At 73.4% G+C, this 25,043-nt stretch carries 14 protein-coding genes and 1 pseudogene; 2 read left to right on the plus strand and 13 right to left on the minus strand.

The window, feature by feature from the left end; all coding sequences use genetic code 11:
* Positions 1 to 93: pseudogene (locus ACWCYY_RS08900) on the plus strand (ATP-binding protein); the annotation flags it as partial.
* 96 nt (positions 94 to 189) lie between these two features.
* Here the strand turns inward: ACWCYY_RS08900 and cimA are convergent.
* From cimA to ACWCYY_RS08915, 3 genes are all read right to left on the minus strand, one after another.
* A complete protein-coding gene (gene cimA, locus ACWCYY_RS08905) occupies positions 190 to 1,797 on the minus strand; it encodes a citramalate synthase (RefSeq protein WP_345290235.1) in 1,608 nt (535 codons plus the stop codon).
* A 465-nt stretch (positions 1,798 to 2,262) separates the two neighbouring features.
* A complete protein-coding gene (locus ACWCYY_RS08910; RefSeq protein ID WP_449795549.1) occupies positions 2,263 to 3,375 on the minus strand; it encodes a branched-chain amino acid aminotransferase in 1,113 nt (370 codons plus the stop codon).
* A 181-nt stretch (positions 3,376 to 3,556) separates the two neighbouring features.
* Complete coding sequence (locus ACWCYY_RS08915) at positions 3,557 to 4,594, minus strand: 3-isopropylmalate dehydrogenase (protein ID WP_345290234.1); 1,038 nt, start codon at positions 4,592 to 4,594, stop codon at positions 3,557 to 3,559.
* Between the two features lie 141 nt (positions 4,595 to 4,735).
* Between ACWCYY_RS08915 and ACWCYY_RS08920 the strand changes: the two genes are divergently transcribed.
* Positions 4,736 to 7,198, plus strand: a complete 2,463-nt coding sequence (locus ACWCYY_RS08920) for a YfhO family protein (RefSeq protein WP_449795550.1) — start codon at positions 4,736 to 4,738, stop codon at positions 7,196 to 7,198.
* 187 nt (positions 7,199 to 7,385) lie between these two features.
* Here ACWCYY_RS08920 and ACWCYY_RS08925 read toward each other — a convergent pair whose 3' ends face one another.
* The 10 genes from ACWCYY_RS08925 to gatB form a co-directional block, all read right to left on the minus strand.
* A complete protein-coding gene (locus ACWCYY_RS08925) occupies positions 7,386 to 10,682 on the minus strand; it encodes a S8 family serine peptidase (RefSeq protein WP_449795551.1) in 3,297 nt (1,098 codons plus the stop codon).
* A 209-nt stretch (positions 10,683 to 10,891) separates the two neighbouring features.
* Positions 10,892 to 11,038, minus strand: coding sequence for a hypothetical protein (locus ACWCYY_RS08930; protein WP_345290229.1), 147 nt, complete (start codon positions 11,036 to 11,038; stop codon positions 10,892 to 10,894).
* Between the two features lie 260 nt (positions 11,039 to 11,298).
* Positions 11,299 to 12,879, minus strand: coding sequence for a phosphoglycerate dehydrogenase (gene serA, locus ACWCYY_RS08935; RefSeq protein WP_345290228.1), 1,581 nt, complete (start codon positions 12,877 to 12,879; stop codon positions 11,299 to 11,301).
* 201 nt (positions 12,880 to 13,080) lie between these two features.
* Complete coding sequence (ilvC, locus tag ACWCYY_RS08940) at positions 13,081 to 14,079, minus strand: ketol-acid reductoisomerase (RefSeq protein WP_345290227.1); 999 nt, start codon at positions 14,077 to 14,079, stop codon at positions 13,081 to 13,083.
* A gap of 119 nt (positions 14,080 to 14,198) precedes the next feature.
* Positions 14,199 to 14,723: an acetolactate synthase small subunit gene (gene ilvN / locus ACWCYY_RS08945; RefSeq protein WP_345290226.1), complete on the minus strand. Its 525-nt coding sequence runs from the start codon at positions 14,721 to 14,723 to the stop codon at positions 14,199 to 14,201.
* A 41-nt stretch (positions 14,724 to 14,764) separates the two neighbouring features.
* Positions 14,765 to 16,612 (minus strand): acetolactate synthase large subunit, encoded by a 1,848-nt coding sequence (locus ACWCYY_RS08950; RefSeq protein WP_449795552.1) that lies wholly within the window; start codon positions 16,610 to 16,612, stop codon positions 14,765 to 14,767.
* Positions 16,613 to 16,915: 303 nt separating this feature from the next.
* On the minus strand, positions 16,916 to 19,804 hold the full coding sequence (locus ACWCYY_RS08955; protein WP_345290224.1) for a putative bifunctional diguanylate cyclase/phosphodiesterase: 2,889 nt from the start codon (positions 19,802 to 19,804) through the stop codon (positions 16,916 to 16,918).
* 204 nt (positions 19,805 to 20,008) lie between these two features.
* A complete protein-coding gene (locus ACWCYY_RS08960; RefSeq protein ID WP_449795553.1) occupies positions 20,009 to 23,041 on the minus strand; it encodes a helix-turn-helix transcriptional regulator in 3,033 nt (1,010 codons plus the stop codon).
* Between the two features lie 103 nt (positions 23,042 to 23,144).
* Positions 23,145 to 23,336, minus strand: a complete 192-nt coding sequence (locus ACWCYY_RS08965; RefSeq protein WP_345290221.1) for a hypothetical protein — start codon at positions 23,334 to 23,336, stop codon at positions 23,145 to 23,147.
* Between the two features lie 175 nt (positions 23,337 to 23,511).
* Positions 23,512 to 25,023 carry an Asp-tRNA(Asn)/Glu-tRNA(Gln) amidotransferase subunit GatB gene (gene gatB / locus ACWCYY_RS08970; protein WP_345290220.1) on the minus strand — a complete coding sequence of 504 codons (1,512 nt, stop codon included), beginning with the start codon at positions 25,021 to 25,023 and terminating at the stop codon, positions 23,512 to 23,514.
* Positions 25,024 to 25,043 lie beyond the last annotated feature (20 nt).

Below are 25,043 nucleotides of genomic sequence, written 5' to 3' on the forward strand. Positions count from 1 at the left end.
CCCATCATCACCCTCGACGCACGCCGCCGGGACAGCGCCAAGAGCGCCCTCATCACCCTCGTCGAACACGCCCTCCTCGCCCGACTCCGCTGATGGCTCCGCCCGAGCGGGCGAGTACCAGAACGGAAAAGGGCCCACCACCCCCGTGGCGGGCCCTTTCCGACTCCCTGACGTCCGGCTGACGTCCGGTCAGCTCTCCGGATCGAGACCGGCCCGGATCAGGCCGTAGGTGTAGGCGTCCTCCAGGGCCAGCCAGGAGGCGCCGATCACGTTGTCCGCCACGCCCACGGTGGACCAGGTGGCCACCCCGTCGGTGGACTCGATCAGCACCCGGGTGCGCGAGCTGGTGCCGTGCGCGCCCTCCATGATGCGGACCTTGTAGTCCACCAGCTCCATCTTGGCCAGCGGCGGGTAGATGTGCTCCAGCGCCGTGCGCAGCGCCTGGTCCAGCGCGTGCACCGGGCCGTTCCCCTCGCCGGTGGCGATCCGCCGCTCGCCCTGGGCCCAGAGCTTCACGGTGGCCTCGTTGCCCGGACTGCCGTCCGCCAGCTGCTCGCTGATGGTCCGCCAGGACTCCAGGCTGAAGAACCGCGCCTTGCTGCCGCGCACCTCGTCGCGGAGCAGCAGCTCGAAGGAGGCGTCGGCGGCCTCGTAGGTGAAGCCGAGGTTCTCCTGCTCCTTCACCTTGGCCACCACCCGGCCGACCAGGTCGCGGTCGGCGGAGAGGTCGTAGCCGAGCTCCTTGCCCTTGAGCTCGATCGAGGCCCGGCCGGCCATGTCGGAGACCAGCATCCGCATGGTGTTGCCGACCAGCTCGGGGTCGATGTGCTGGTAGAGGTCCGGGTCCACCTTGATCGCGGAGGCGTGCAGGCCGGCCTTGTGCGCGAAGGCCGAGAAGCCCACGTACGGCTGGTGGGTGGAGGGCGCGAGGTTGACCACCTCGGCGATCGCGTGCGAGATCCGGGTCATCTCGGGCAGCTTCCCGGCGGGCAGCACCCGGCGGTCGTACTTCAGCTCCAGCGCGCCGACCACCGGGAAGAGGTTGGCGTTGCCGACCCGCTCGCCGTAGCCGTTGGCGGTGCACTGCACGTGGGTGGCGCCCGCGTCCACGGCGGCCAGCGTGTTGGCCACCGCGCAGCCGGTGTCGTCCTGGGCGTGGATGCCGAGCCGGGCGCCGGTCTCGGCGATCACGTCGGCGACGATCTCCCGGACGCCGCCGGGCAGCATGCCGCCGTTGGTGTCGCAGAGCACGACCACGTCGGCGCCGGCCGCGTGGGCGGTGCGGACCACGGCGAGCGCGTAGTCCCGGTTGGCCTTGTACCCGTCGAAGAAGTGCTCGCAGTCGATGAACACCCGGCGGCCCTGGGCCTTGAGGTGCTCGACGCTGTCCCGGACCATCTCCAGGTTCTCGTCCAGGGTGGTGCGCAGGGCCAGCTCGACGTGCCGGTCGTGCGACTTGGCCACCAGGGTGACCACCGGGGCGCCGCTGTTGACCAGCGCGGCCAGCTGCGGGTCGTCGGCGGCCCGGCCGCCCGCCCGGCGGGTGGCGCCGAAGGCGACCAGCTGGGCGTGCTGGAGGTCGAGCTCGGTGGCGGCGCGGGCGAAGAACTCGGTGTCCCGCGGGTTTGCCCCGGGCCAGCCGCCCTCGATGAAGCCGACGCCGAACTCGTCCAGGTGCCGGGCGATGGTCAGCTTGTCGGCGACGCTGAGGTTGATGCCCTCGCGCTGGGCGCCGTCGCGCAGCGTGGTGTCGAAGACGTGGAAGCTGTCGTGGGGTCGGCTGCTGGCCTCGGTCATGGCCGTCGGTTCTCCGTTTCGGGGAGGTACTTCTCGGTTGGTTGCCGGGATACGAATCCGGCTCCACTGTCCAGCATCCCGCGCGCCTCCCGGTGTCCCCGAGCCCCCTCGTGAGGGGCCGGTGGCCGGTCCGGGAAAACGAAAAGACCCCTCGCGGATGCGAGAGGTCTGCGCGCGGGTCTGGACGCTGGTGGTCGCTCCGCGTATCGGTGGTACGGGAGCGGTCACTGCGGACCGGCGCGCCTGCTGCTAATAATCAGCGAAAGCGAGGACACGCTCGCAGTCTGGCACACCATCCGCGATCCGGCCCCCGCGTCTCGCCATCCGGGACGTGTCAGGTCAGCCGCTCGGTCGAGCGGGATCCGGGCCGCCCCGCATCCCCGGCGCTCGGCTTCGCGGTCCCGTCCGGGCTCGCGCGAGGTCACCGGGTCAGGGCGCCCCGGGGAGGGGCGCCCTGAGGGTGGGTCAGAGGATCTTGTGGAGCCAGCCGTGGGTGTCGGGAAGCTGGCCGCCCTGGAGGGCGAGCAGGGTCTTGCGGAGCTCCATGGTGACCGGGCCGGGCTCGCCCTTGCCGACGGTCCAGTCGGCGCGGGCGGACTTGACCGAGCCGACGGGGGTGATGACGGCGGCGGTGCCGCAGGCGAAGACCTCGGTGAGGGTGCCGTCGGCGTTGGCCTCGCGCCACTCGTCGGTGGAGATCTTCCGCTCCTCGACGGCGTAGCCGAGGTCGGAGGCGAGGGTGAGCAGGGAGGCGCGGGTGATGCCGGGGAGGAGGGCGCCGGAGAGCTCGGGGGTGACGATCTTCGCGTCCTTGCCCTCGCCGAAGACGAAGTACAGGTTCATGCCGCCCATCTCCTCGATCCACCGGTGCTCGGCGGCGTCGAGCCAGACGACCTGGTCGCAGCCCTTCTCGGCGGCCTGGGCCTGGGCGACCAGCGAGGCGGCGTAGTTGCCCGCGCACTTCGCGGCGCCGGTGCCGCCGGGCGCGGCCCGGACGTACTCCTCGGAGAGCCAGACGGAGACCGGCTTCACGCCACCGGGGAAGTAGGCGCCGGCCGGGGAGGCGATGACCATGAAGAGGTACTCGTTGGCCGGGCGGACGCCGAGGCCGACCTCGGTCGCGAACATGAAGGGCCGCAGGTAGAGGCTCTGCTCGGCCTCCTGGGGGACCCAGGCCTCGTCCGCGCGGACCAGCAGGTCGACGGCCTCGACGAAGGCCTCGACCGGGAGCTCGGGCATGGCCAGGCGGCGGGCGGAGGCGGCGAAGCGCTCGGCGTTGGCGGTCGGGCGGAAGGAGGCCACCGAGCCGTCGGGCTGGCGGTAGGCCTTCATGCCCTCGAAGATCGCCTGGCCGTAGTGCAGGGTCATGTTGGCCGGGTCGATCTCCAGCGGCGCGTACGGCGTCAGCTGGGCGTCGTGCCAACCCCGGCCCTCGGTCCACCGGATGGTGACCATGTGGTCGGTGAAGACCCGTCCGAAACCGGGGTTGGTCAGCCGGGCCGCGCGCTCACCGTCGGAGAGCGGGTGCGCGGAGGGCTTGAGGTCGAACGTGATGGGCGCCTGGGTGGGCGTACTCATGACTGTCTGTCCTTCACCGTGGGGTTGGTCCGGGCCGGTGCCCCCCTGTGAATGAACGCACGAAGGCACGGCCCACTGTCGATACTCGCATCCAGAGGGCCGTGCCGAACAGCCGGTCGGGCTGTGGTTCGTCTGGTTCCGGCCCGCGGGCCGGAGGTGCAGTCGTGCTGCTACCGGCCCGTCAGCCGGATACTCGGGCGGCGAGCGCGTCGCCGACCTCGGAGGTGGACCGGGCGCCGGAGCGCTCGGTCAGGTCGGCGGCGACGGCGGCCTCGACCTTGGCGGCCTCCTCGGCGAAGCCGAGGTGGTCCAGCAGCATGGCGACCGAGAGCACGGTGGCGGTCGGGTCGGCCTTGCCCTGGCCGGCGATGTCCGGGGCGGAGCCGTGCACCGGCTCGAACATCGACGGGAAGGCGCCGGTCGGGTTGATGTTGCCCGAGGCGGCCAGGCCGATGCCGCCGGTGACGGCCGCGGCCAGGTCGGTGAGGATGTCGCCGAACAGGTTGTCGGTGACGATCACGTCGAAGCGCTCGGGCTGGGTGACGAAGAAGATCGTCGCCGCGTCCACGTGCAGGTAGTCGGTGGTGACCTCGGGGAACTCCTGGCCGACCTCGGCGAAGATCCGCGACCAGAGGTGGCCGGCGTGCACCAGCACGTTGTTCTTGTGCACCAGGGTGAGCTTCTTGCGCGGGCGGGCGGCGGCGCGCTTGTAGGCGTCGCGGACCACGCGCTCGATGCCGAACGCGGTGTTCAGGCTGACCTCGGTGGCCACCTCGTGCTCGGTGCCGGTGCGCAGGGTGCCGCCGTTGCCGACGTACGGGCCCTCGGTGCCCTCGCGGACCACCACGAAGTCGATCTCCGGGGCGCCGGCCAGCGGGCCCTGGACACCCGGGAAGAGCTTGCCCGGGCGGAGGTTGATGTGGTGGTCGAAGGCGAAGCGGAGCTTCAGCAGCAGACCGCGCTCCAGCACGCCGGACGGGACGCTCGGGTCACCGATCGCGCCGAGCAGGATCGCGTCGGCGCCCTTGAGCTCCTCCAGCACGGCGTCCGGGAGGGTCTCGCCGGTGCGGTGGTAGAGACGGGCACCGAGGTCGTACTCGGTGGTCTCCACCTTGACGTCGGCGGGGAGGGCGGCGGCGAGCACCTTGAGGCCCTCGGCCACGACTTCCTGGCCGATGCCGTCACCGGGGATCACTGCGAGACGAAGGCTGCGAGACATGCGGCCGACAGTACTCCGCGTCCCAAGCGGTGACATCCGATGTCCACCATTCGGACGGCGCTTGGCGGGCCGGAGCCGGCCTCCGCCACCCTATGCTCGGATCCGGACAAATGGTGACGGAACGTCAGGGGTACCTGGTCGGTGAGCGGCTGGACATCGGCGCACGGGCGCCGTGCGGAGCTGGGGTCCGCGGGGCTGACGACGGCGGCCTACACCGCCGCCGTGGCCGCGCGGCAGGAGTACCCGTTCGGCCCAGTGGCGGTGGCCGGGGCGGAGTCGGTGCCGTACCACGCGCACCTGCGGGACCTGCTGCACGGCGGCACCACTGGGGACCTGCTGTTCAACTGGGGCAGCGGCTACGGCGCCCCGTTCCTGCCCGACCTCGCCGCCTACCTTGCCAACCCGTTCTCCTGGCCCGCCGCCGCCGTGCTCCCCCGGGGCTCGATCGCGCTCGCCGCCTTCCTGGTGCCGCTGCTCAGCCTGGGCCTGGCCGCCGCCCTGATGACCCGTCTGCTCGGCCGGCTGCACCCCGGGCCCGGCTGGCAGCGGGCGCTGCTCGGCGCCGGGTACGGGCTCTGCGCCTGGGTGGTGCAGGACGGGGTGACCACGCCGGCCTGGCTCTGGGGCACCGTCTCGCTGCCGCTGCTCTGCCTGGCCGGGGACTGGTGCCTGCGCGGCCGGCACCGGCTGGTCGGCATCCTGGCGGTGGCCGCCGCCCTGGCCGGGAACCTGGTGACCGGGGTGGCCGCCATGGCGGGCGCCGGGCTGGTGCTGGTGCTCCGGCTGGTGCTGACGGACCGTCCGGCCCGGGCCCGGCTCGGCGCGCTCTGGCGGGCCGGCTCGGCCGGACTGCTCGGGGCGCTGCTGGCCGCCCCCGTGGTGACGGTGGGCCTGAAGGCCGCCCGGACCGCCCAGCCGGGGCCGCTCACCGGGTACCAGGGCGCGCCCGGAGTCGCCGAGTACCTGGGCCAACTGCTGCCCGGCGGACGGCCGGGGCTGCCGCTGCCGGACGTCTCGGTGGGGATGCTCGGGCTGCTCCTGGTGGCCACCCTGCCGTTCAACCGGCGGGTCACGGTGCGGGAGCGGATCGGCTGGCCGGTGCTGGTGGTCCTGACCGGGGTCGGGCTGGTCTGGCGCCCGGAGGTGCTGCTCTGGCACGACCCCGGGCTGACCACCGGCACCGGCACCCCGTACCTGGCGGCCTTCGTGCTCAGCGGACTGCTGGTGACGGCGGCCTGGGTCTCGCTCTCCCGGCCGCCCGGCCCGGCCGCGCTGGCGGGCGGGGCGGCGCTGGTCGCGGTGGTGGTGACGGTCGCTCAGATCTGGGGCGGCGGGCTGACCGGGGCCGCCTGGCTGCTGGTCGCGGTGGGCGGGGCGGTGGTGGCCGGCGGCGTGTGGCTGCTCGGTCGGGGCCGGGCCGAACGGCCGGTGGCGGCCGGGCTCACGGCGGCGGTGCTCGCCGGGGCCGCGTACGCGGCCTACGCGGGTGCGCCGGCGGGTGGGTCACAGCTCGACGCGGGACAGGTGCGCGAGGCGTACCGGGCCCTGCGGGCGGGCGCCGACTGGCCGGACGGGCGGGCCGATCCCGGGCCGCACGTCTTCACCGACAACGACCCGATGCTGCTGGACGGCCAGGGCGGCGGCTACCGCTCCGGGCGGCTGCCGCGGGTGACGGCGGAGCTGCTGCACGACCTGGGGGCCGGCTGGTCCGCCGGCGGGCGGCAGACCCTCAGCCCGGCGGATCCGGTGGGGCGGGCGGTGTTCGGCGTGCGGACCTTCCTGGCGGACGGCGCCGGCGGGTTCGTGGTGGAGCGGGCCACGGCCGCGGCGCCGCTGGTCACGGTGCGGGCCGGGGTGCCGGTGGTGGACGGCTCCTCGGTGTGGGCGCGGCAGGCCTCGGTGCTCGACGCGCGGGGGCTGTACGAGGTGCCACAGGTGACGCCGGTTCAGGGCGGCCCCGCAGCACCGACCTCGCACGGCAGCAGCGGGTGGTCGGTGCCGGCGGGCGGGGTGGGCTTCGAGGCGAGCTGCTCCCCCGGATCGGCGGCGTACTTCTACGGGCCCTGGTTCGCCGGGACGGTGGAGGCGCTCGGGAGTTCCTACGTCAGCGCGGGGCAGCAGCCGGTGGTCTCGGAGCCGGTGCACCTGCTCGGGGCCGTGCCGGGTGACGGGCGGATCCGGGTGTGGCTGCGGGCCGGGGCGGTGAGCCAGGTGCCGGCGCTGCCGCTCGGCTGTCTGGCGCCGGGGGCACTGGAACGGGCGGTGGCGGGGCTGACCCCGGCGGAGCGGGTGACGGCCGGCGGGCACACGCTGACGGCCGAGCTGCCGGTCGGGGCCGCCGGCACCGCGGTCGTCGCCGCCCCGGCGGTGGAGGGCTGGACCTGCCGGGTGAACGGCGGGCCCGAACGCGCCCCCGGCTCCCTCCTCGGCCTGATCGCCGTACCCCTCGGCGACGCCGCCACCGACGTCGCGTGCTCCTACCGCCCACCGGGCCTCACCGACGGCCTGGCCGTCAGCGCGGCGGCCTTGGCCGTCCTGGCCGCGGTCGTCCTGCTCTCCCTGGCCCGCCGGCGCCCGCACCGCAACCGCCCGGAGGGCGGTTAGGGGCGCGAGGCTCTGCTGATGTGCGGCTCCGCCGCGTGGGCGCGCTGCGGAAGGACGAGACCCGTGTGCCGGGTACGGAGGCTCACGTGCAAGTGGCTGTCCGTACCCGGCACACGGGCCGCTGTCTTCCGATGCGCGCAGTTCCTCGCGCCCCCGGTGTAACCACTTACCGCCCGCCCGGAGGGCCCTAGCGGAGGCGGACCACCTCGCTGCGGCGGCCGTCCGGGTTGAGGTGGTGGACCAGGAGGAGCCGGTCCGCGGCGGGGTTGCGGCGGCGGATCTCCAGGGCGGTGCCGGGCTGTTCGGGGGTGGCGATGGCGGCCGGGCCGGCTGCTCCGTTGCGGATGTCCAGCGCCGGGTTGAGGACGTCGAGCACCAGGGTGGGCTTCCCGTCCTTCAGGCCGACCGAGGAGAGCGCCTCCTTGGCGTCCGGCAGGCCGGGAACGGCGAAGCCGGTCCAGAGGGCGTAGCGGATCCGGGAGGTGGACTGCCGCAGGCCGGGCAGCTTGTTCAGCCGGACCGGGAGGACCAGGGTGTCGCTGTCGAGCAGGTCGGTGTCGGTGTCGCCCCACCGGGCGTTCAGCGGCTGGACGTCCAGCTCCTCGCCGGTCTTGGCGTCCAGCGTCCGGGCGACCAGGACGTCGCTGCCCTTGAGCCGGTCGGCGGCCACCACCACGTCGGCCTTCTGGTCCCCGTCGGTGTCCAGCGAGGCCCGGACGGCGAACTGGCCGACGGGGGTGGGCGCCGGGGCCCAGAGCGAGGCGGCCAGGTAGAGGGTGCCGTTCTCCAGGGGTTCACCGCCGACCGCGGGGGCGTCGCTGGCGGCCCCGGCGGCCCGGAGGTTGGCCGCCCGGTCGCCGGGGCGGGTGACGCAGAGGTCCGGTGTCTTGTCCTGCTCGGCGGCGGTGCCCGGCGGGCAGTCCGGCCAGCGCGGGGCCTCACCGCCGAGGGCGAAGGCGGAGAGCAGGCCGCCCGCCGCGGAGGGTGCGGCGGTGCCGGTGAGGGTGAGCAGCGAGCTGCTCCGGCCGAGCCGGGCCTGCTGACCGGCCGTCAGGTCGGAGGCGGCGCGCGGCGCGGCGAACAGCGGCACCCGCAGTTCGCCGGCCGTGGTGTCGGCGGGGGTGAGCAGCAGGCGGCCGGAGAGCTCGCCGCGGTAGCTGCGGGCCTTGCCGCCCTGCACCAGGTCCAGGGTCGGGTCCGGTGCGCGGTCCAGCTGCCCGGGCACCCGGAGGGTGACCTTGACCCGGGCGGTGCCTCCGGCCGGGACGGTCACCCGGCCCGGGGTCAGTTCGAAGGCGGCGCCGGGCACTTCGGTGGCCGCGGCGTAGCCGGTGCGGTACTCCAGCGGGCGATCGGCGAAGCTGCGCAGCTCCACCTCGCGGGTGAGCTCGGTGGGGCCGGTGACCGGGACGGGGCCGAAGGAGAGGCCGACCACTCCGTCCACCGCCTCCCCGGCCGCGTAGGCGACCACGGGGGTGGCGACGGCCCGGTCCACCCGGGCCCGTCCGGCGCCGGTGCGCTCGGGGCCGTACACCGGGCCGCGCTGACCGTCGTTCAGCCAGGTGTCCCCCGCGGTGTTCATCAGCGCGGCCTTGACCTGGGCCGCCGTCCAGCCGGGGTGCGCGCCGCGGACCAGGGCGGCCAGGCCGGCCACGTGCGGGGAGGCCATCGAGGTGCCGTCCTCGCGCATGCCGCCGGAGCCGGAGCCGACCTTGGCGGACCAGATGGTCTCGCCGGGGGCGGCGAGGTCGGGCTTGACCAGGCCGGGCAGGCCGATGCCGCGGGAGGTGAACGAGGTCAGGGTGTCGGTGCGCTGCGGCTGGTCCTGCGCCACCGCCCCGTGCAGGGGGTTGCCGGGGGTGGCCAGTTGGACCGTGACGGGGCCGGCCTGGGCGGCCTTGCGCAGGCGCTCGCCGTCGGCCCTGGCCAGGATGGCGGCCGGGATCCGGTCGTTCCCGGCGATCTCGCCGAGGTGGTCGCCGTCGGCGGCGAACAGGGTGCCGACGGCTCCGGCGTCGGCGGCGTTGTTGGCCCGGGGCGCCGATCCGCAGGCCCGGTCGGGCTCGCGGGTGCTCCAGGCGAGGACCGCGATCCGGTCCTTGAGCCGGGCGGCGTCGGCGGCGGAGAAGGGCTCGCAGCCGTCCGACTGGTCGGCGGGCAGGGCGAGCAGGCCCTGCACCTCGCGGTCGTCCCAGTGCTGGTACTTGGCGCTCCAGTGCGCGGGGACGAGTCCGGCCAGGGCCTCGGGGGCCAGCACCCGCAGGCCGTCGGCGTCGCCGTGCGGGTCGACCGAGGCGGCCACGGTGAGCACCCGGGGGGCGGTGCCGGGGCTGCCGCCGATGGCGTGGACGTCACCCTCGTTGCCGGCCGCCGCGACCACCACGGTGCCGAGTGCGGCGAGCCGGTCGGCGGTGAGGGCGTCGGCGTCGTCGGGGCCGCCGAAGGGGCTTCCGAGCGAGAGGTTGACCACGTCCAGACGGTCCGTCAGGTCGCCGTCCTGGTCCGGGTCGGCGGCCAGGTCGAGCGCCTCGGTGAGCTGGTCGGTGGAGCCGGAGCAGCCGAAGACCCGGATCGGGTAGAGCCGGGCCTCGGGGGCCGCGCCGGGGCCGACCTTGAAGCCGGCCGGGTCCAGCCCGGGACGGTACGGGCCGCGGTAGGTGGCGCCGGAGGAGGTGACGCCGAGGCCGGCGGCGGTGCCGGCCACGTGGGTGCCGTGGCCGTTGAGCGCGCAGTCCAGCGGGTTGTCGTCGGGCACCGGGTGGCTGCCCTCGTCCGAGGAGGGGTCGTAGGCGTCGCCGACCAGGTCCTTGCCGCCGAAGACCTTCTCGGTCGGGAACAGGCCGGCCGGCGCGGGCTTGGCGCCGTCGACGGCCTTGAAGGCCTCCTCGGTGCCGGGGCCGCCGAAGTCGGCGTGGGTGTAGTCCAGGCCGGAGTCGATGATGCCGATGCTGACGCCCCGTCCGGTGGAGCCGGTGGCCCCGGCTCCGGACCAGACCGCGGGGGCGCCGGTCAGCGGCACCGAGTACGAGTTGACCCGCTCCTTGAGCGCGATCGGGTGCACCGCCCGTACCCCGGGCAGCCGGGCGAGCCCGGGCACCGCGGCGGCGGGCACGTTCACCGCGACCCCGGAGAGCAGGGTGTGGGTGCGGTAGAGCTCGTGGGCGGCGGGGACCGAACGCCTTAGGGCGGCGGCGAGTTGGCCGGCCGCCCGGTCGGTGGCCCGGCGCCGTTCGGCGCCGGCCTCGGCCCCGGCCCGGCGGACCGCCTCGGGGCTGCGGAGCTGCCGCCTGGCCTGCTCGGTGGCCTGCTGCCAGGCGGTGGCGGCGGTCTCGGTGTCGAGTTCCAGCAGGACGCTGCGGCGGCCCGCCGGGTCGGGGTCGGTCGAAGCGCGCTCGGCCGCCGCACCGGAGAGCGGTACGGCGGCGAGGGCGAGCGAGCCGGTCAGCAGCAGGGTGCCGAGCCGGACGAGGGTGCTGGTGCGCAAGGGCCTGTCTCCCCCGGCAGGGGTTGCGGTAGGCCCGCGCCGTGCGGAGCTCGATCACCCTTCCGGAGGCACCAAATTAGGATCATCGCGCCGGGTCCGGCGAGCACCGTCCCCCCTTGGAGTCGCTGTTGCACTCCTGTGGGTGACGGATCGTCAGGCGTTCGGCGCAGCGCCCGTGACCTGCGGCGCGACCCGGCGCACCAACCGGCTCAGTGCCCGGTCGAGCCGCCGTTGTCGCGGCGGTCCAGCGAGCGCTGCAGGGCGGCGTTGGCACGGGGGTCGGACTGGGCGCGGCGACGGCGGCGGGGGGCGGCGGTCTCGGCGGCGGGGGCGTGGCGGTCTGCGGTGGCGGGCATACCGAACTCCTTGGGACGTGCGCGTGGGGTGAGGGATTTCGGGTACGCCGGCCAGGGGTCGCCTGCCATGGTGCGTACGGGCACACGGGCCACGCGCCCTCGTTGGAGGGGTGGCACACCGTATGACTCCTTCACGGTACGACGCCGGGCGGGTCCTGTCTGCACGGATAGTTGGATTTCCTAGTATCTGAGACGGGACTCACCCGGGAGACGCAAGAGGGCCCGGTCCGCCGAGGCGGACCGGGCCCTCTGACGCGCTGTCAGCCGAGGTTCACGGCGCGGGAGAACTGGGCGCCGATCGCCTTGGAGATCTCGGTCAGGACCTCCTGCGAGACCTCGCTGTCCACGGTGATCGAGGCGAGCGCCTCGGAGCCGTCGCGGGCGACCTGCATGCCCGCGATGTTGATGCCGGCGTCGCCGAGGATGCGGCCGAGGGTGCCGACCACGCCGGGGCGGTCCTCGTACTTGAAGAAGGCCATGTGGTCGGTGAGCGCCACGTCCACGTCGAAGGCGTCCACGCCGACGATCTTCTGGGTCTGCTTCGGACCGGAGAGGGTGCCGGAGATGGCGATCTCCGAGCCGTCCGAGAGGGTGCCGCGCACGGTGATCACGTTGCGGTGCTCGGGGGACTCGCTGGAGGTGGTGAGGCGGACCTCGACGCCACGCTCCTGGGCGAACAGCGGGGCGTTGACGTAGGACACCGTCTCCGCCACCACGTCCTCGAACACGCCCTTCAGGGCGGAGAGTTCGAGCACCTTGACGTCGTGCTGGGTGATCTCGCCGCGGACCTCGACGTCGAGGCGGACGGCCACCTCGCCGGCCAGCGCGGTGAAGATCCGGCCGAGCTTCTCGGCCAGCGGCAGGCCCGGGCGGACGTCCTCGGCGATCACGCCGCCCTGGACGTTGACGGCGTCCGGCACCAGCTCGCCCGCGAGGGCCAGGCGGACCGACTTGGCGACGGCGATGCCGGCCTTCTCCTGCGCCTCGTCGGTGGAGGCGCCCAGGTGCGGGGTGGCCACCACGTTGTCGAAGGCGAACAGCGGGGAGTCGGTGCACGGCTCCTTGGCGTAGACGTCCAGGCCGGCGCCGGCCACCCGGCCGTCGCGCAGCGCGGAGGCCAGGGCGGCCTCGTCCACGATCCCGCCGCGGGCGGCGTTGACGATGCGCACGCTCGGCTTGACCTTGTGCAGCGCCTCGTCGCCGATCAGGCCGATCGTCTCGGGGGTCTTGGGGAGGTGCACGGTGATGAAGTCGGAGACCTCCAGCAGCTCCTCGAGCGAGAGCAGCTTGACGCCCATCTGGGCCGCGCGGGCGGCCTGGATGTAGGGGTCGTAGGCGACGATCTTCATGCCGAAGGCGGACATCCGCTGGGCGACCAGCACGCCGATCCGGCCGAGGCCGACCACGCCGAGGGTCTTCTCGCTCAGCTCGACGCCGGTGTACTTGTTGCGCTTCCACTCGCCCTGCTTGAGCGCGGCGTTGGCGGGCGCGATGTTGCGGGCGACCGAGATCAGCAGACCGCAGGCGAGCTCGGCGGCGGTGACGATGTTGGAGGTCGGGGCGTTCACGACCATCACGCCGGCCTTGGTGGCGGCGGAGACGTCCACGTTGTCCAGGCCGACGCCCGCGCGGGCGACCACCTTGAGCTTCTTGGCGGCGGCCAGCGCCTCGGCGTCCACCTTGGTGGCGGAGCGGATCAGGATGGCGTCCACGTCCGCGATGGCGGTCAGCAGCTCGGTGCGGTCCGCGCCGTTGCAGTGGCGGATCTCGAAGTCCGGGCCCAGTGCGTCGACGGTGGCGGGGGACAGCTCTTCGGCGATCAGAACGACGGATTTGCTCACGACAGTGTCCTTAACTGTCCGGTTCCCGAAGGCCCTCACGAAGGTGGCGTGGCAGGGCGGGGGAAGGTGGCATGCCGCGTAGGTAGACGCACGACGCTGTGGGCCTGACGCGCACTCGGAAGTGTATCGACGGTGATGCGCCGCGGCTGCTCCCGTCCGGCGAAATCACCCGGACGGGAACAGCCGTTGTGTACAAGCGGGTTACGCGTTCTCGTCGACCCAGCTCATCAGCTTGCGGAGCTTCTTGCCGGTGGTCTCCAGCAGGTGCTCGGAGTCGGCGTTCTTGTACTCGTTGTACTTCGGCAGGCCCGCCTTGTACTCGGCGATCCAGGTGTTGGCGAAGGTGCCGTCCTGGATCTCCGCGAGGACCTTCTTCATCTCGGCCTTGGTGTCGGCGGTGATGATGCGCGGGCCGGTGACGTAGTCGCCCCACTCGGCGGTCTCCGAGATGGACCAGCGCATCTTCTCCAGGCCGCCCTCGTACATCAGGTCGACGATGAGCTTCAGCTCGTGGAGGCACTCGAAGTAGGCGATCTCCGGCTGGTAGCCGGCCTCGACCAGGGTCTCGAAACCGGCCTTGACCAGGGCGGCGGTGCCACCGCAGAGGACGGCCTGCTCACCGAACAGGTCGGTCTCGGTCTCCTCGGTGAAGGTGGTCTTGATGACGCCGGCCTTGGTGGCGCCGATGCCCTTGGCGTAGGAGAGCGCCAGGTCGAAGGCCTTGCCGGTGGCGTCCTGCTCGACGGCCACGATGGCGGGGACGCCGCGGCCCTCCTGGTACTGGCGGCGGACCAGGTGGCCCGGGCCCTTCGGGGCGACCATGCAGACGTCGACGTCGGCCGGGGGCTTGATGAAGCCGAAGCGGATGTTCAGGCCGTGGCCGAAGAACAGCGCGTCGCCGGCCTTCAGGTTCGGGGCGATGTCCGCCTCGTAGACGTCGGCCTGGATCGGGTCCGGCACCAGGATCATGATGACGTCGGCCTCGGCGGCGGCCTCGGCGGCGGTGACCACGCGCAGGCCCTCCTCCTCCGCCTTGGCCTTCGAGGAGGAGCCCGCCTTCAGGCCGACCCGGACGTCGACGCCGGAGTCGCGCAGCGACAGCGCGTGGGCGTGGCCCTGGCTGCCGTAGCCGATGATCGCGACCTTGCGGCCCTGGATGATCGAGAGGTCGGCGTCGTCTTCGTAGAACAGCTCGGCCACGGGGGCACATCTCCTTGCGTGGTGGTGATGCCGGGTCCTGCAGGTCCTACCGTACGTGGACCCGGCGGGGGTGTGGGGCGGTGCTTCAGGGTGTGAGACGACAGGCCGTCAGGCCCGCGTCAGGCGCTGCGGTCCAGGGCCCGGAGCGAGCGGTCCGTGATCGAACGGGCGCCGCGGCCGATGGCCACCAGACCGGACTGGACCAACTCCTTGATGCCGTACGGCTCCAGCATCTTGAGCATGGCCTCCAGCTTGTCCGAGCTGCCGGTGGCCTCGATGGTCACCGCGTCCGGCGAGACGTCGACCGTCTTGGCGCGGAACAGCTGGACGATCTCGACGATCTGCGAGCGCGACTCGGCGTCGGCCCGGACCTTCACCAGGACCAGCTCGCGCTGGACCGCGGCGGCCTGGTCGAGTTCGACGATCTTTATCACGTTGACCAGCTTGTTGAGCTGCTTGGTGACCTGCTCCAGCGGGAGGCTCTCCACGTTGACCACGATGGTCATCCGGGAGATGTCCGGGTGCTCGGTCGGGCCGACCGCGAGCGAGTCGATGTTGAAGCCCCGACGGGAGAACAGGGCGGCGATGCGGGCGAGCACGCCGGGCTTGTTCTCGACCAGGACGGAGAGGGTGTGCTTGGACATGGTGGTCATGGACTCTCTATCGGTTGGTCAGGGAGCGCAGTTCAGTCGAGGTCGTCGCCGAAGTCCGGGCGCACGTCCCGGGCTGCGAGGATCTCGTCGTTGCTGGTGCCGGCGGCCACCATCGGCCAGACCATGGCGTCCTGGTGGACGATGAAGTCGATGACCACCGGGCGGTCGTCGATCGCCATCGCCTGCTCGATCACCTTGTCCAGGTCCTCGGGACGCTCGCAGCGCAGGCCGACGCAGCCCATCGCCTCGGAGAGCATCACGAAGTCCGGGATCCGGGTGCCCTGGGCCGGCGCCGCGATGCCGTCGTGCTCCGGGCCGGAGTGCAGCACGGTGTTGGAGTAGCGCTGGTTGTAGAAGAGGGTCTGCCACTGGCGGACCATGCCGAGCGAGCCGTTGTTGATGACGGCCACCTTGATCGGGATGTTGTTCAGCGCGCAGGTGACCAGTTCCTGATTGGTCATCTGGAAGCAGCCGTCACCGTCGATCGCCCAGACCGCGGTGTCCGGCTTGCCCGCCTTGGCGCCCATCGCGGCCGGGACGGCGTAGCCCATGGTGCCCGCGCCGCCCGAGTTGAGCCAGGTGGCCGGCTTCTCGAACTGGATGAACTGCGAGGCCCACATCTGGTGCTGGCCGACGCCCGCCGCGTAGATGGCGTCCGGGCCGACCAGCTGACCGATCCGCTCGATCACCTGCTGCGGCGACAACCCGCCGTCGGGGGCCGCCTCGTAGCCCAGCGGGAAGGTGGTCTTCCACTCGTTGAGCTTCTCCCACCAGGCGGTGTAGTCGCCCTTGTGGCCGGCGTCGAACTCGGCCTGGACGGCGACGATCAGATCGGCGATCACCTCGCGGGCGTCACCGACGATCGGGACGTCGGCCGGGCGGTTCTTGCCGATCTCGGCCGGGTCGATGTCGGCGTGCACGACCTTGGCGAACGGCGCGAAGCTGTCCAGCTTGCCGGTGACCCGGTCGTCGAAGCGGGCGCCCAGGGTGAAGAGCAGGTCCGCCTTCTGCAGCGCGGTGACGGCCGGGACGGAGCCGTGCATGCCGGGCATGCCCAGGTGCTGCGGGTGGCTGTCCGGGAAGACGCCCAGCGCCATCAGGGTGGTGACCACCGGGGCGCCGGTCAGCTCGGCCAGGATCCGCAGCTCTGCGCTGGCCTGGGCCTTGAGCACGCCGCCGCCGACGTAGAGGACCGGGCGCTTGGAGTTGACCAGCAGCTTGGCGGCCTCGCGGATCTGCTTGGCGTGCGGCTTGGTGACCGGGCGGTACCCGGGCAGCGAGGTCTCCACCGGCCAGCGGAAGGTGGTGGTGGCCTGCAGCGCGTCCTTGGCGATGTCGACCAGGACCGGGCCGGGGCGGCCGGTGGCGGCGATGTGGAAGGCCTCGGCGATCACCCGGGGGATCTCGGCCGGGTCGGTCACCAGGAAGTTGTGCTTGGTGATCGGCATCGTGATGCCGCAGATGTCCGCCTCCTGGAAGGCGTCGGTGCCGATCGCCTTGGAGGCGACCTGCCCGGTGATCGCGACCATCGGGACGGAGTCCATGTAGGCGTCGGCGATCGGGGTGACCAGGTTGGTCGCGCCCGGGCCGGAGGTCGCCATGCAGACGCCGACCCGGCCGGTGGCCTGGGCGTAGCCGGTGGCGGCGTGGCCCGCGCCCTGCTCGTGGCGGACCAGGATGTGACGGACCTTCTGCGAGTCCATCAGCGGGTCGTAGGCCGGGAGGATGGCGCCACCCGGGATGCCGAAGACGGTGTCCGCGCCCACGGCCTCGAGCGAGCGGATGAGGGACTGCGCACCGGTCATCGTCTCGGCCGCGCTGGGCGCGGGAGCGTGGGCGGCCGGGGTGTCCCCGCGGCGGGGGGCGGCGTGCTCGGTCATCTGCCTGTCTCTTCTCGGGTTCTGCCGTCCGCCAGGTGAGGGACCTGGTGGCGGTCGCCGGTCCTGCCTCCATCGTCCACCCGGCCCGCATGAGGGGCTCGTACGTGGGCGAATCGGCCGGGGTATTGCCTCTTCGAACAGTTCCAGTGCAACAAAAAACCCCTCGTGCCAAGGGCATGCGAGGGGTGGCGCGTCGGTCTCTCCCGAGCGGGGCGTGTGCTGCCCGCTCTAGCCGACGCGCCCGCCAAGTACGAGAATTCGGGTGCGCATGGCACCGACCTTCCTCCTCGGCGGGGTCAAGTGTCAAGCAGGTGGGACGGAGGTCTCATCATGCGGACGTGCCCATGGACCGGGCAGCGGGAGGCGTCCGGGCAGGTCGGAGACGTTCTGGTGGTGCGCGGGCCGGCCCTGGGCCACCTCCGGGTGGCCACCCGAACGGGCGTCGGCGGCCAGGTAGGCGCGGCGCGCGGAGAGCGGCCCCAGCGGCCTCGGCAGCGGGTAGACCCGGCGCAGCAGCGCCCGGCGCAGCCGGTGCTCGTCCAGCGGCTGGGCGAAGGCCAGGCCCTGCCCCTGGCGGCAGCCCAACTCCTGCAGGACGGCGACCTGGCGCGGGTGGTCCACCCCCTCGGCGGAGGTCACCAGGCCGAGGTCGCGGCCCAGCCGCAGCGCGTGCCCGGCCAGTGCGCGGGTGAGGGTGGAGTCGGCCACGTCCTGGACCAGCGAGCGGTCCAGTTTGATCGCGTCGAGCGGCAGCCGGGCCAGCGCGCCGAGCGAGCCGCCGCCCGCGCCGAAGCCGGCCACCGCGGTGGAGACGCCGTGCCGGCGCAGCGCGTCGAGCCGGCGGCCGAGCTCGTCGGCCTGCGCGTCGGGCCCGGTGCGGGCCAGCTCGATCACCAACTGCTGGGCGGGCAGGCCGGTTTCGCGCAGCACCGCGACCACCGCCTCGTACATGCCGGGGGCGCAGAGCCGTTCGGCCGAGAGCCGGACCGAGACCGGGACGGCGACCATCCTGGGGCCGCCCCGGCGGGCCGCCGCAGTGACCGTCTCGTGCAGCATCCAGCGGGCGAAGCGGGTGGCCGCGTCGCCCTGCTCGGCGGTGCGCAGGAACTCGGCGGGGGTCAGCAGCAGGCCCTGGGCGGAGCGCCACCTGGCCTGGGCCTCGACGCCCGTCACGGCGCCGGTGGCGAGGTCCACCAGGGGCTGGTGGAGCAGGGTGAAGGTGCCCTCCCGGACGGCCAGCCGCAGCCGGTCCTCCAGCTCGGTGCGGCGCTCCAACTCGGCCCGCATGGCCGGGTGGTAGAGCACGACGCGACCCTTGCCCTCGGACTTGGCCCGGTACATCGCGAGGTCCGCGTCGCGCATCAGCTCGTCGGCCCGCGCGCCGTCCTGCCCGTGGTCACGACCGTCCCGGGACGGGGAGGCGAAGGCGATGCCGATGCTGGCGGCCACGCCGAGCTCGGCCCCGCCGATCCAGTACGGCTCGGAGAGCGCCGAGCGCAGCCGGTCGGCCAGCTCCTGCACCTGGACGCGGCCGAGCCGCCCGGAGACCAGCGCGGCGAACTCGTCCCCGCCGAACCGGGCCACGGTGTCCCCGGCCCGGACGGCGCCCTGCAGCCGGCGGGCGGCCTGCACCAGCAGCTCGTCGCCGACCTGGTGCCCGGCGGAGTCGTTGACCGCCTTGAAGCCGTCCAGGTCGAGGAAGAGCACCGCGACCGTCTCGCCCTCCTGGCCACCCGTCAGGGCGGCACCCAGGCGCTCGGTGAACAGCGCCCGGTTCGGCAGGTCGGTCAGCGGGTCGTGGAACGCGTTGTGCTGCAACTGCGCCTGCAGCATGACCCGTTCGGTGACGTCCCGGCTGTTCAGGATCAGGCCGTCCCGGTACCGGTTGACGGTGGACTCGACGTGCAGCCACTCGCCGCCGCCGGAGCGGACCCGGCACTCGACCCGGGCCGAGGGCTCGCCGATGCCGTCCGGCAGGCCCTTCATCAGCCGCTTGACCTCGGCCAGTACCCGGTCGACGTCCTCCGGGTGGACCAGGTTGAGCAGGTTCCCGCCGACCAGGTCCTCCGGGTCGCGGCCGTAGACGCCGAGCGCGGCCGGGGAGACGTAGGAGAGCACCCCGGTGCCGCCGGAGATCATGATGACGTCGCTGGAGCCCTGCACCAGCGAGCGGAAGTGCGCCTCCTTCTGGGCCAGCTCCTGGGCCAGCGAGAGGTTGTCCAGCAGGGTGACGCCCTGACGGAGGATCAGCGCCAGGCCGACGGTGCAGGCCGCCGCCACCACCACCCGGTCCAGGTGGTGGCCCCCGAGCGCGTTGTAGAGGATGCCGACGGTGCAGACGGCGGCCGCCACGTACGGGGTGAGCGCGCTGAAGGTGGTGGAGACCCGGCGGCGCGGGGCGCCGCCGACCGAGGGGTGCTGGCGGCTGGGCGCGCTGGCGGCCCGGGGTGCCCAGGGGGCCCAGGCGAGCAGCACGCTGCCGGCGAACCAGCCGGCGTCCAGCAGACCGCCGGAGTGGTAACTGCTGCGCAGCTCGGGCGAGGTGAACAGGGCGTCGCAGACCACCGTGACGGCCAGGCCGACCATCGCGGTGTGCACCGCCGCGCGGTTGCCGTCCCGGCGGCGGAAGCGCAGCCCGACCACCAGGCTGACCAGCAGGATGTCCAGCACGGGGTAGGCGAGGCCGAGGGCCAGCCGGAGCGGGTCGTCCCCCTCCCCCGCCGCGACCCGGCCGAGCGCCAGGCTCCAGCTGAGGGTGAACAGCGAGCCGGCCACCAGCCAGCCGTCCAGCAGCAGGCAGAGCCAGCCGGCGGCGGTGCGCGGGCGCTGGGCCAGCACCAGCAGGCCGGTGATGGCGAGCGGGGCGAAGAGCAGGAAGGCGTACTCGGCCGGGGAGTCCTGCGGCAGGTCGGTGCGGAGCACCACCTCGTACCAGCCCCAGGTGCCGTTCCCGAGGGCGACCATCGAGGAGGAGAGGCCGAACAGCAGCCAGGCCGGGCGGGCCGGGCCGGCCGTGGTGCAGGCGTGCAGCAGGCAGGAGAGCGCGGCGGCCAGGGCGGCGCCGGCCAGGCCGAAGTCCCCCATGAACTGGGCGAGTCGGGGGGAGCCCCAGCCGAGGGCGGCACCCACCCCGTACCCGAGGCAGAGCACCGCCAGCAGGGCTCCGGGGAGACGGACCGCGCGGAAGCTCACTCGACCTCTCCCCCACGCCGTACCGGTGTTCCCGGTCCGGACCCTACACCAATTCCGTCACTCAATGACACGCACACTCCACTTAGAGTAATGGTGACGGGTGACGACGTGTCTCGTTTCGGGACGGATCGCCCCGGTTGGCCGCAGCGCACGGGGGCGCACTGAGCCCCGCGCCCCCGTGCGCCCGGGTGCCCGGAGCGCCTCTCAGGCCCCCTGGCCGAGGAGTTGGAGCCGGTGCGCCAGCGCGGCGGCCTCGCCGCGGCTGCCGACCGAGAGCTTGGCCAGGATGTTCGAGACGTGCACGCTGGCGGTCTTGGGCGAGATGTAGAGCTCCTCGGCGATCTGACGGTTCGTCCGGCCGAGCGCGAGCCGGTCCAGCACGTCGCGCTCGCGCGGGGTGAGACCGAACTCCTCGGCGGGGTCGGCCGGTTCGGCGGCCCGGGGAGCCGGGGCCGGGCGGGCGGCGGCCAGACCGGCCCGGGCGGTGAGCAGGGCGGCGTCCTGCCGCAGGTAGCGGCCGGAGGTGACCAGTTCGTCCACCTCGCGCAGCAGCCCGGCGGCCTCCTCCCGGCGGCCCTCCGCCAGCAGCGCCTCGGCCTGCCGGTAGAGCGCCTGACCGAGCGGGCAGCCCAGCCCGAGCGCGCGCAGCGAACCGACCGCCGCCGCCCACTGACCGGGGCTGTCGACGCCCTCGGCGCGGGCGAGTTCGGCCGCCAGCAGCTCGCTCCAGGCCCGGTGCAGCTCGGTGCCGGGCCGCAGCCCGGCGGCCACCTCGGCGATCCGCCGCAGCACCACCGGGCGGCCGAGGTCGGCGCTCGGGACCCCGCGCGAGTCGGCCTCGGCCGCCGCCCCCTCGACCAGCACCGGCAGCAGTCCGTTGACGCAGCCGTCGGAGAGCCCGTCCCCGGCCGGGCGCTCGGCCAAGCCGTCGAGCACGGCGAGCAGTTCGGCCCTGGCGTCGAGCGGGCGCCCGGCGCGCATCGCCAGCCGGATGGCCAGCCGGGCCACCGGAAGGTCGTGCTGCGGCTGCTGGACCACCTTCCCGGCCTGTCGGGCGCGCTGGAAGTGCTCCTCGGCAGCCGCCAAGTCGCCCCGGTCCAGAGCGAGTTCACTGCGCAGTCGGTCCAGGAAGGCGTGGAAGGTGCCGGCCCGGGAGTCGTCCCACTCGGCCAGCAGCTCCTCGGCCTCCTGGCGGCGGCCGAGCACCAGGAGCGCCTCCACCAGGTTCCCCGCCAGGATGGCGCCGGTGTTGGCCAGCAGGCCGTTGCCCTGCGCCACCGCCAGGCCCTCCCGGGCCAGCGCCGCGGCCTCCTCGGCCCGGCCGAGGCTGAGCTCCATGCTGGAGAGGTTGTTGAGCGCCCGGCAGAGCACGTCCACCACACCGGCCGGCCGGGCCCGCTCGACCGCCTCGTGCAGCAGCGCCAGCCCGGCCTCCGGGTCACCCAGGTTGGCCCGCAGGGTGCCGAGCGTGGTGAGCGCGTGCAGCTCGACCATCGGGGCGTCCACCTCCCGGGCCAGCTCGACGGCCCGCTCGGCCATCGCCATGTCCCCCGCCGACGGGTCCAGCAGCATCACGTGACCCACCGCCAGCGCCAGCACCTCGGCCTGCACCGGTGAGGGCCGCAGCCCGGCCACCAACTGCTGGGCCCGGTCGATCTCCTCCTGCGCTCCCCCGCGCCGCAGGTGACCGAACATCTGCGCGCGCTGGATCATGAACCAGGCGGCCCGCTCCGGCTCGGCCTCCTCGTCCACCAGCTTCAGCGCCCGCTTGGCCAGGCTCAGGCCGCGGTCCCGGTCCCCGCTGCGGCGGGCGGCGGTGACCGCCTCGGCCAGCACGTCGACCAGGTACAGCCCGGCGCAGTGCGCGCCGTCGCAGCCGCAGGCCGGGAAGGTGCCCGCCCAGTCGTGCGGCCGGACGCTGGTGTCGCGGATCTCCTCCGGCACCTCGTCCCAGAGCTCCAGTGCGCGCTCCAGCATCCGCAGTTGCTCGGCGAAGGCGTTGCGGCGGCGGGCCGCCCGGGCCGCCTCCAGCGCGGTCGGCAGGGCCTTGGCGGGCTCGTGCGCGTGGTACCAGTAGTTGGCCAGCCGGGCGTCCAGCCCGTTCCCGCAGACCAGCTCGCCCTGCTGCTCCAGCACGGTGGCGTAGCGGCGGTTGATCCGGTAGCGCTCGCCGGGCAGCAGGTCGTCGGAGACCGCCTCGCGGACCAGCGCGTGCCGGAAGCGGTACCCCTCGCCGTCGGTGTCCGGGCGGAGCACGTTGGCGCCGACGGCCGTGCGCAGCGCCTCGGTGAGCGACTCCTCGCCCTCGTCCAGCACCGCCTCCAGCAGGCCGTGCTCGACGTAGCTGCCGCCCTCGGCGGCGATCCGCAGCACGCGCTGGGTCTCGTCCGGCAGCGCCTCCACCCGGACCAGCAGCAGGTCGCGCAACGATTCGGTGAGGCCGGTGTGGCAGCCCTCCTGGTGGGCGGTGGCCAGCTCCTCGACGAAGAACGGGTTCCCCTCGGAGCGTTCGTGGATGCGGTCCACCAGCGAGCGGCCGGGGGCCTCGGTGCCGAGGATGCCGGCCAGCTGGGCGGCCACCTCGGCCCGGCCGAACCGGGCCAGCTCCAGCCGCTGCACGGTGCGCAGCCGGTCCAGCTCGGCCAGGAACGGGCGCAGCGGGTGACGGCGGTGGAGGTCGTCGGTGCGGTAGGTGGCGACGATCAGCACCCGGGCCCGGTGCAGGGTGCGGATCAGGTAGGCGAGCAGCTCGCGGGTGGAGCGGTCGGACCAGTGCAGGTCCTCGACCGCCAGCACGATGGTCTGCCCGTCGGACAGCCGCTCGAACAGCCGGGCGGTGTGCTCGAAGAGCCGGGCCCGGCCGAACTCGTCGTTGGGCTCGGCGTCGTCGGCCCCGAACTCCGGCAGCAGGCGGGTGAGGTGGCCCTCCATCCCCTCGGCGGCCCGTTCGAGTTCGGCCCCCAGCCCGCGGTGCAGCCGGCGCAGCGCGGTGGCCAGCGGGGCGAACGGCAGACCCTCGGCGCCGACCTCCAGGCAGCCGCCCATGGTGGTCACCGCGCCGCCCCGGCAGGCGGTGCCCAGGAACTCCTCGATCAGCCGGGTCTTGCCGACCCCGGCCTCGCCGCCGATCAGCACCGCCTGGGGCTGGCCGGCGTCGGCCCGGCGCAGCGCGGCCTCCAGCGCACCGACCTCGGTGCCGCGACCGACGAAGACCGGGCTCACCGATGTCTGCTCCATGGCGCCGAGCATGCCACAGGCCGCCGACGCGGTCCGAGCGAGTATCTCGCGGTTCGGACCGGGCCCCGGCGGCCTGTGACGGTCTGTCAGCATTTGCACTGGCTCAGCTGTGCTTGAGCTGCGGGCGCGGACTCAGGGCCCGTACCCGGCGCTGTCGCAGCGCCCTCAGCAGGCCCAGGCGCAGCGCCGGGGCGGCCTCCCGGTCGGCCTCCAGGGCCTCCCGGACCAGCGCGTCGTGGCGGGCCTGGCGCTGCAGCTCCTGCGAGCGGGCCTGGATGAGCTCGTACTCGAACATCGTGGTCTCCCCTTGTTTTCCCTTGCGGGCTCTTCGTCCTGGGTAAGAGCTTCCTCCGGTAAGGGGGGTGGCCACATCGGGAGCATGCCGCATCTCCCGGGGCGTCAGGTCCTTAGACGAGGACCGCCCGCTCCGTAGGGACGGAGCGGGCGGTCCTCGTCGTGCCTAGGGCGTCCTACTCGGGCGAGACGCCCAGCTTCTCGAAGATCATGTCCTTGACCTTCGCGGCGTCGGCCTGGCCGCGGGTGGCCTTCATGACCGCGCCCACCAGGGCGCCGACGGCGGCCACCTTGCCGCCGCGGATCTTGTCCGCGACGCCGGCGTTGTCCGCCAGGGCCTGGTCGATCGCCGCGCTGAGCGCGGAGTCGTCGGAGACCACGGCGAGGCCGCGGGCCTCGATCACGGCGTCCGGCTCGCCCTCGCCGGCCAGCACGGCCTCGATCACCTGACGGGCCAGCTTGTCGTTGAGCTTGCCCTCGGCGACGAGCGCGCAGACCCGGGCCACCTGGGCCGGGGTGATCGGCTGGTCGGCCAGCTCGGTGCCGGTCTCGTTGGCCCGGCGGGCCAGCTCGCCCAGCCACCACTTGCGGGCCTGGTCGGCCGGCGCACCGGCCGCGATGGTGTCCAGGATCGGCTCGACCGCACCGGCGTTGAGGATGGACTGCATGTCCTGGTCGGACACGCCCCACTCGGCCTGCAGCCGGGCTCGGCGGACCCGGGGCAGCTCGGGCAGAGCGGCCCGCAGCTCCTCGACCCACTCGCGGCTCGGGGCGATCGGGACCAGGTCGGGCTCCGGGAAGTACCGGTAGTCCTCGGCGTTGTCCTTGATCCGGCCCGAGGTGGTGGAGCCGTTGTCCTCGTGGAAGTGCCGGGTCTCCTGGACGATCGTCCCGCCGTCGGTGAGCACCGTGGCGTGCCGCTGGATCTCGAACCGGGCGGCCCGCTCCACGCTGCGCAGGGAGTTGACGTTCTTGGTCTCCGAGCGGGTGCCGAACTTCTCGGTGCCGTTCGGACGCAGCGACAGGTTCACGTCGCAGCGCATCTGGCCCTTGTCCATCCGGGCCTCGGAGACGCCCAGCGCCCGGATCAGCTCGCGCAGCTCGGCCACGTACGCCTTGGCCACCTCGGGGGCGCGCTCGCCGGCGCCCTCGATCGGCTTGGTGACGATCTCGATCAGCGGGATGCCGGCCCGGTTGTAGTCCAGCAGCGAGTGGGTCGCACCGTGGATGCGGCCGGTCGCGCCACCGACGTGGCTGGACTTGCCGGTGTCCTCCTCCATGTGGGCGCGCTCGATCTCCACCCGGAAGGTCGAGCCGTCCTCCAGCTGCACGTCGAGGTAGCCGTTGAAGGCGATCGGCTCGTCGTACTGCGAGGTCTGGAAGTTCTTCGGCATGTCCGGGTAGAAGTAGTTCTTCCGGGCGAACCGGCACCACTCGGCGATCTCGCAGTTCAGCGCGAGACCGATCTTGATCGCCGACTCCACGCCGATGGCGTTGACCACCGGCAGCGAGCCGGGCAGGCCGAGGCAGGTCGGGCAGGTCTGGGTGTTCGGCTCCGCGCCCAGCTCGGTCGAGCAGCCGCAGAACATCTTGGTCTTGGTACCCAGCTCGACATGGACCTCAAGGCCCATCACCGGGTCGTACGAGGCGAGTGCGTCCTCGTACGAGACCAGGCTAATGACGCTCACAGCGTCCCCTTCACTTGAGT

This window comes from Kitasatospora sp. NPDC001664 (assembly GCF_053596675.1).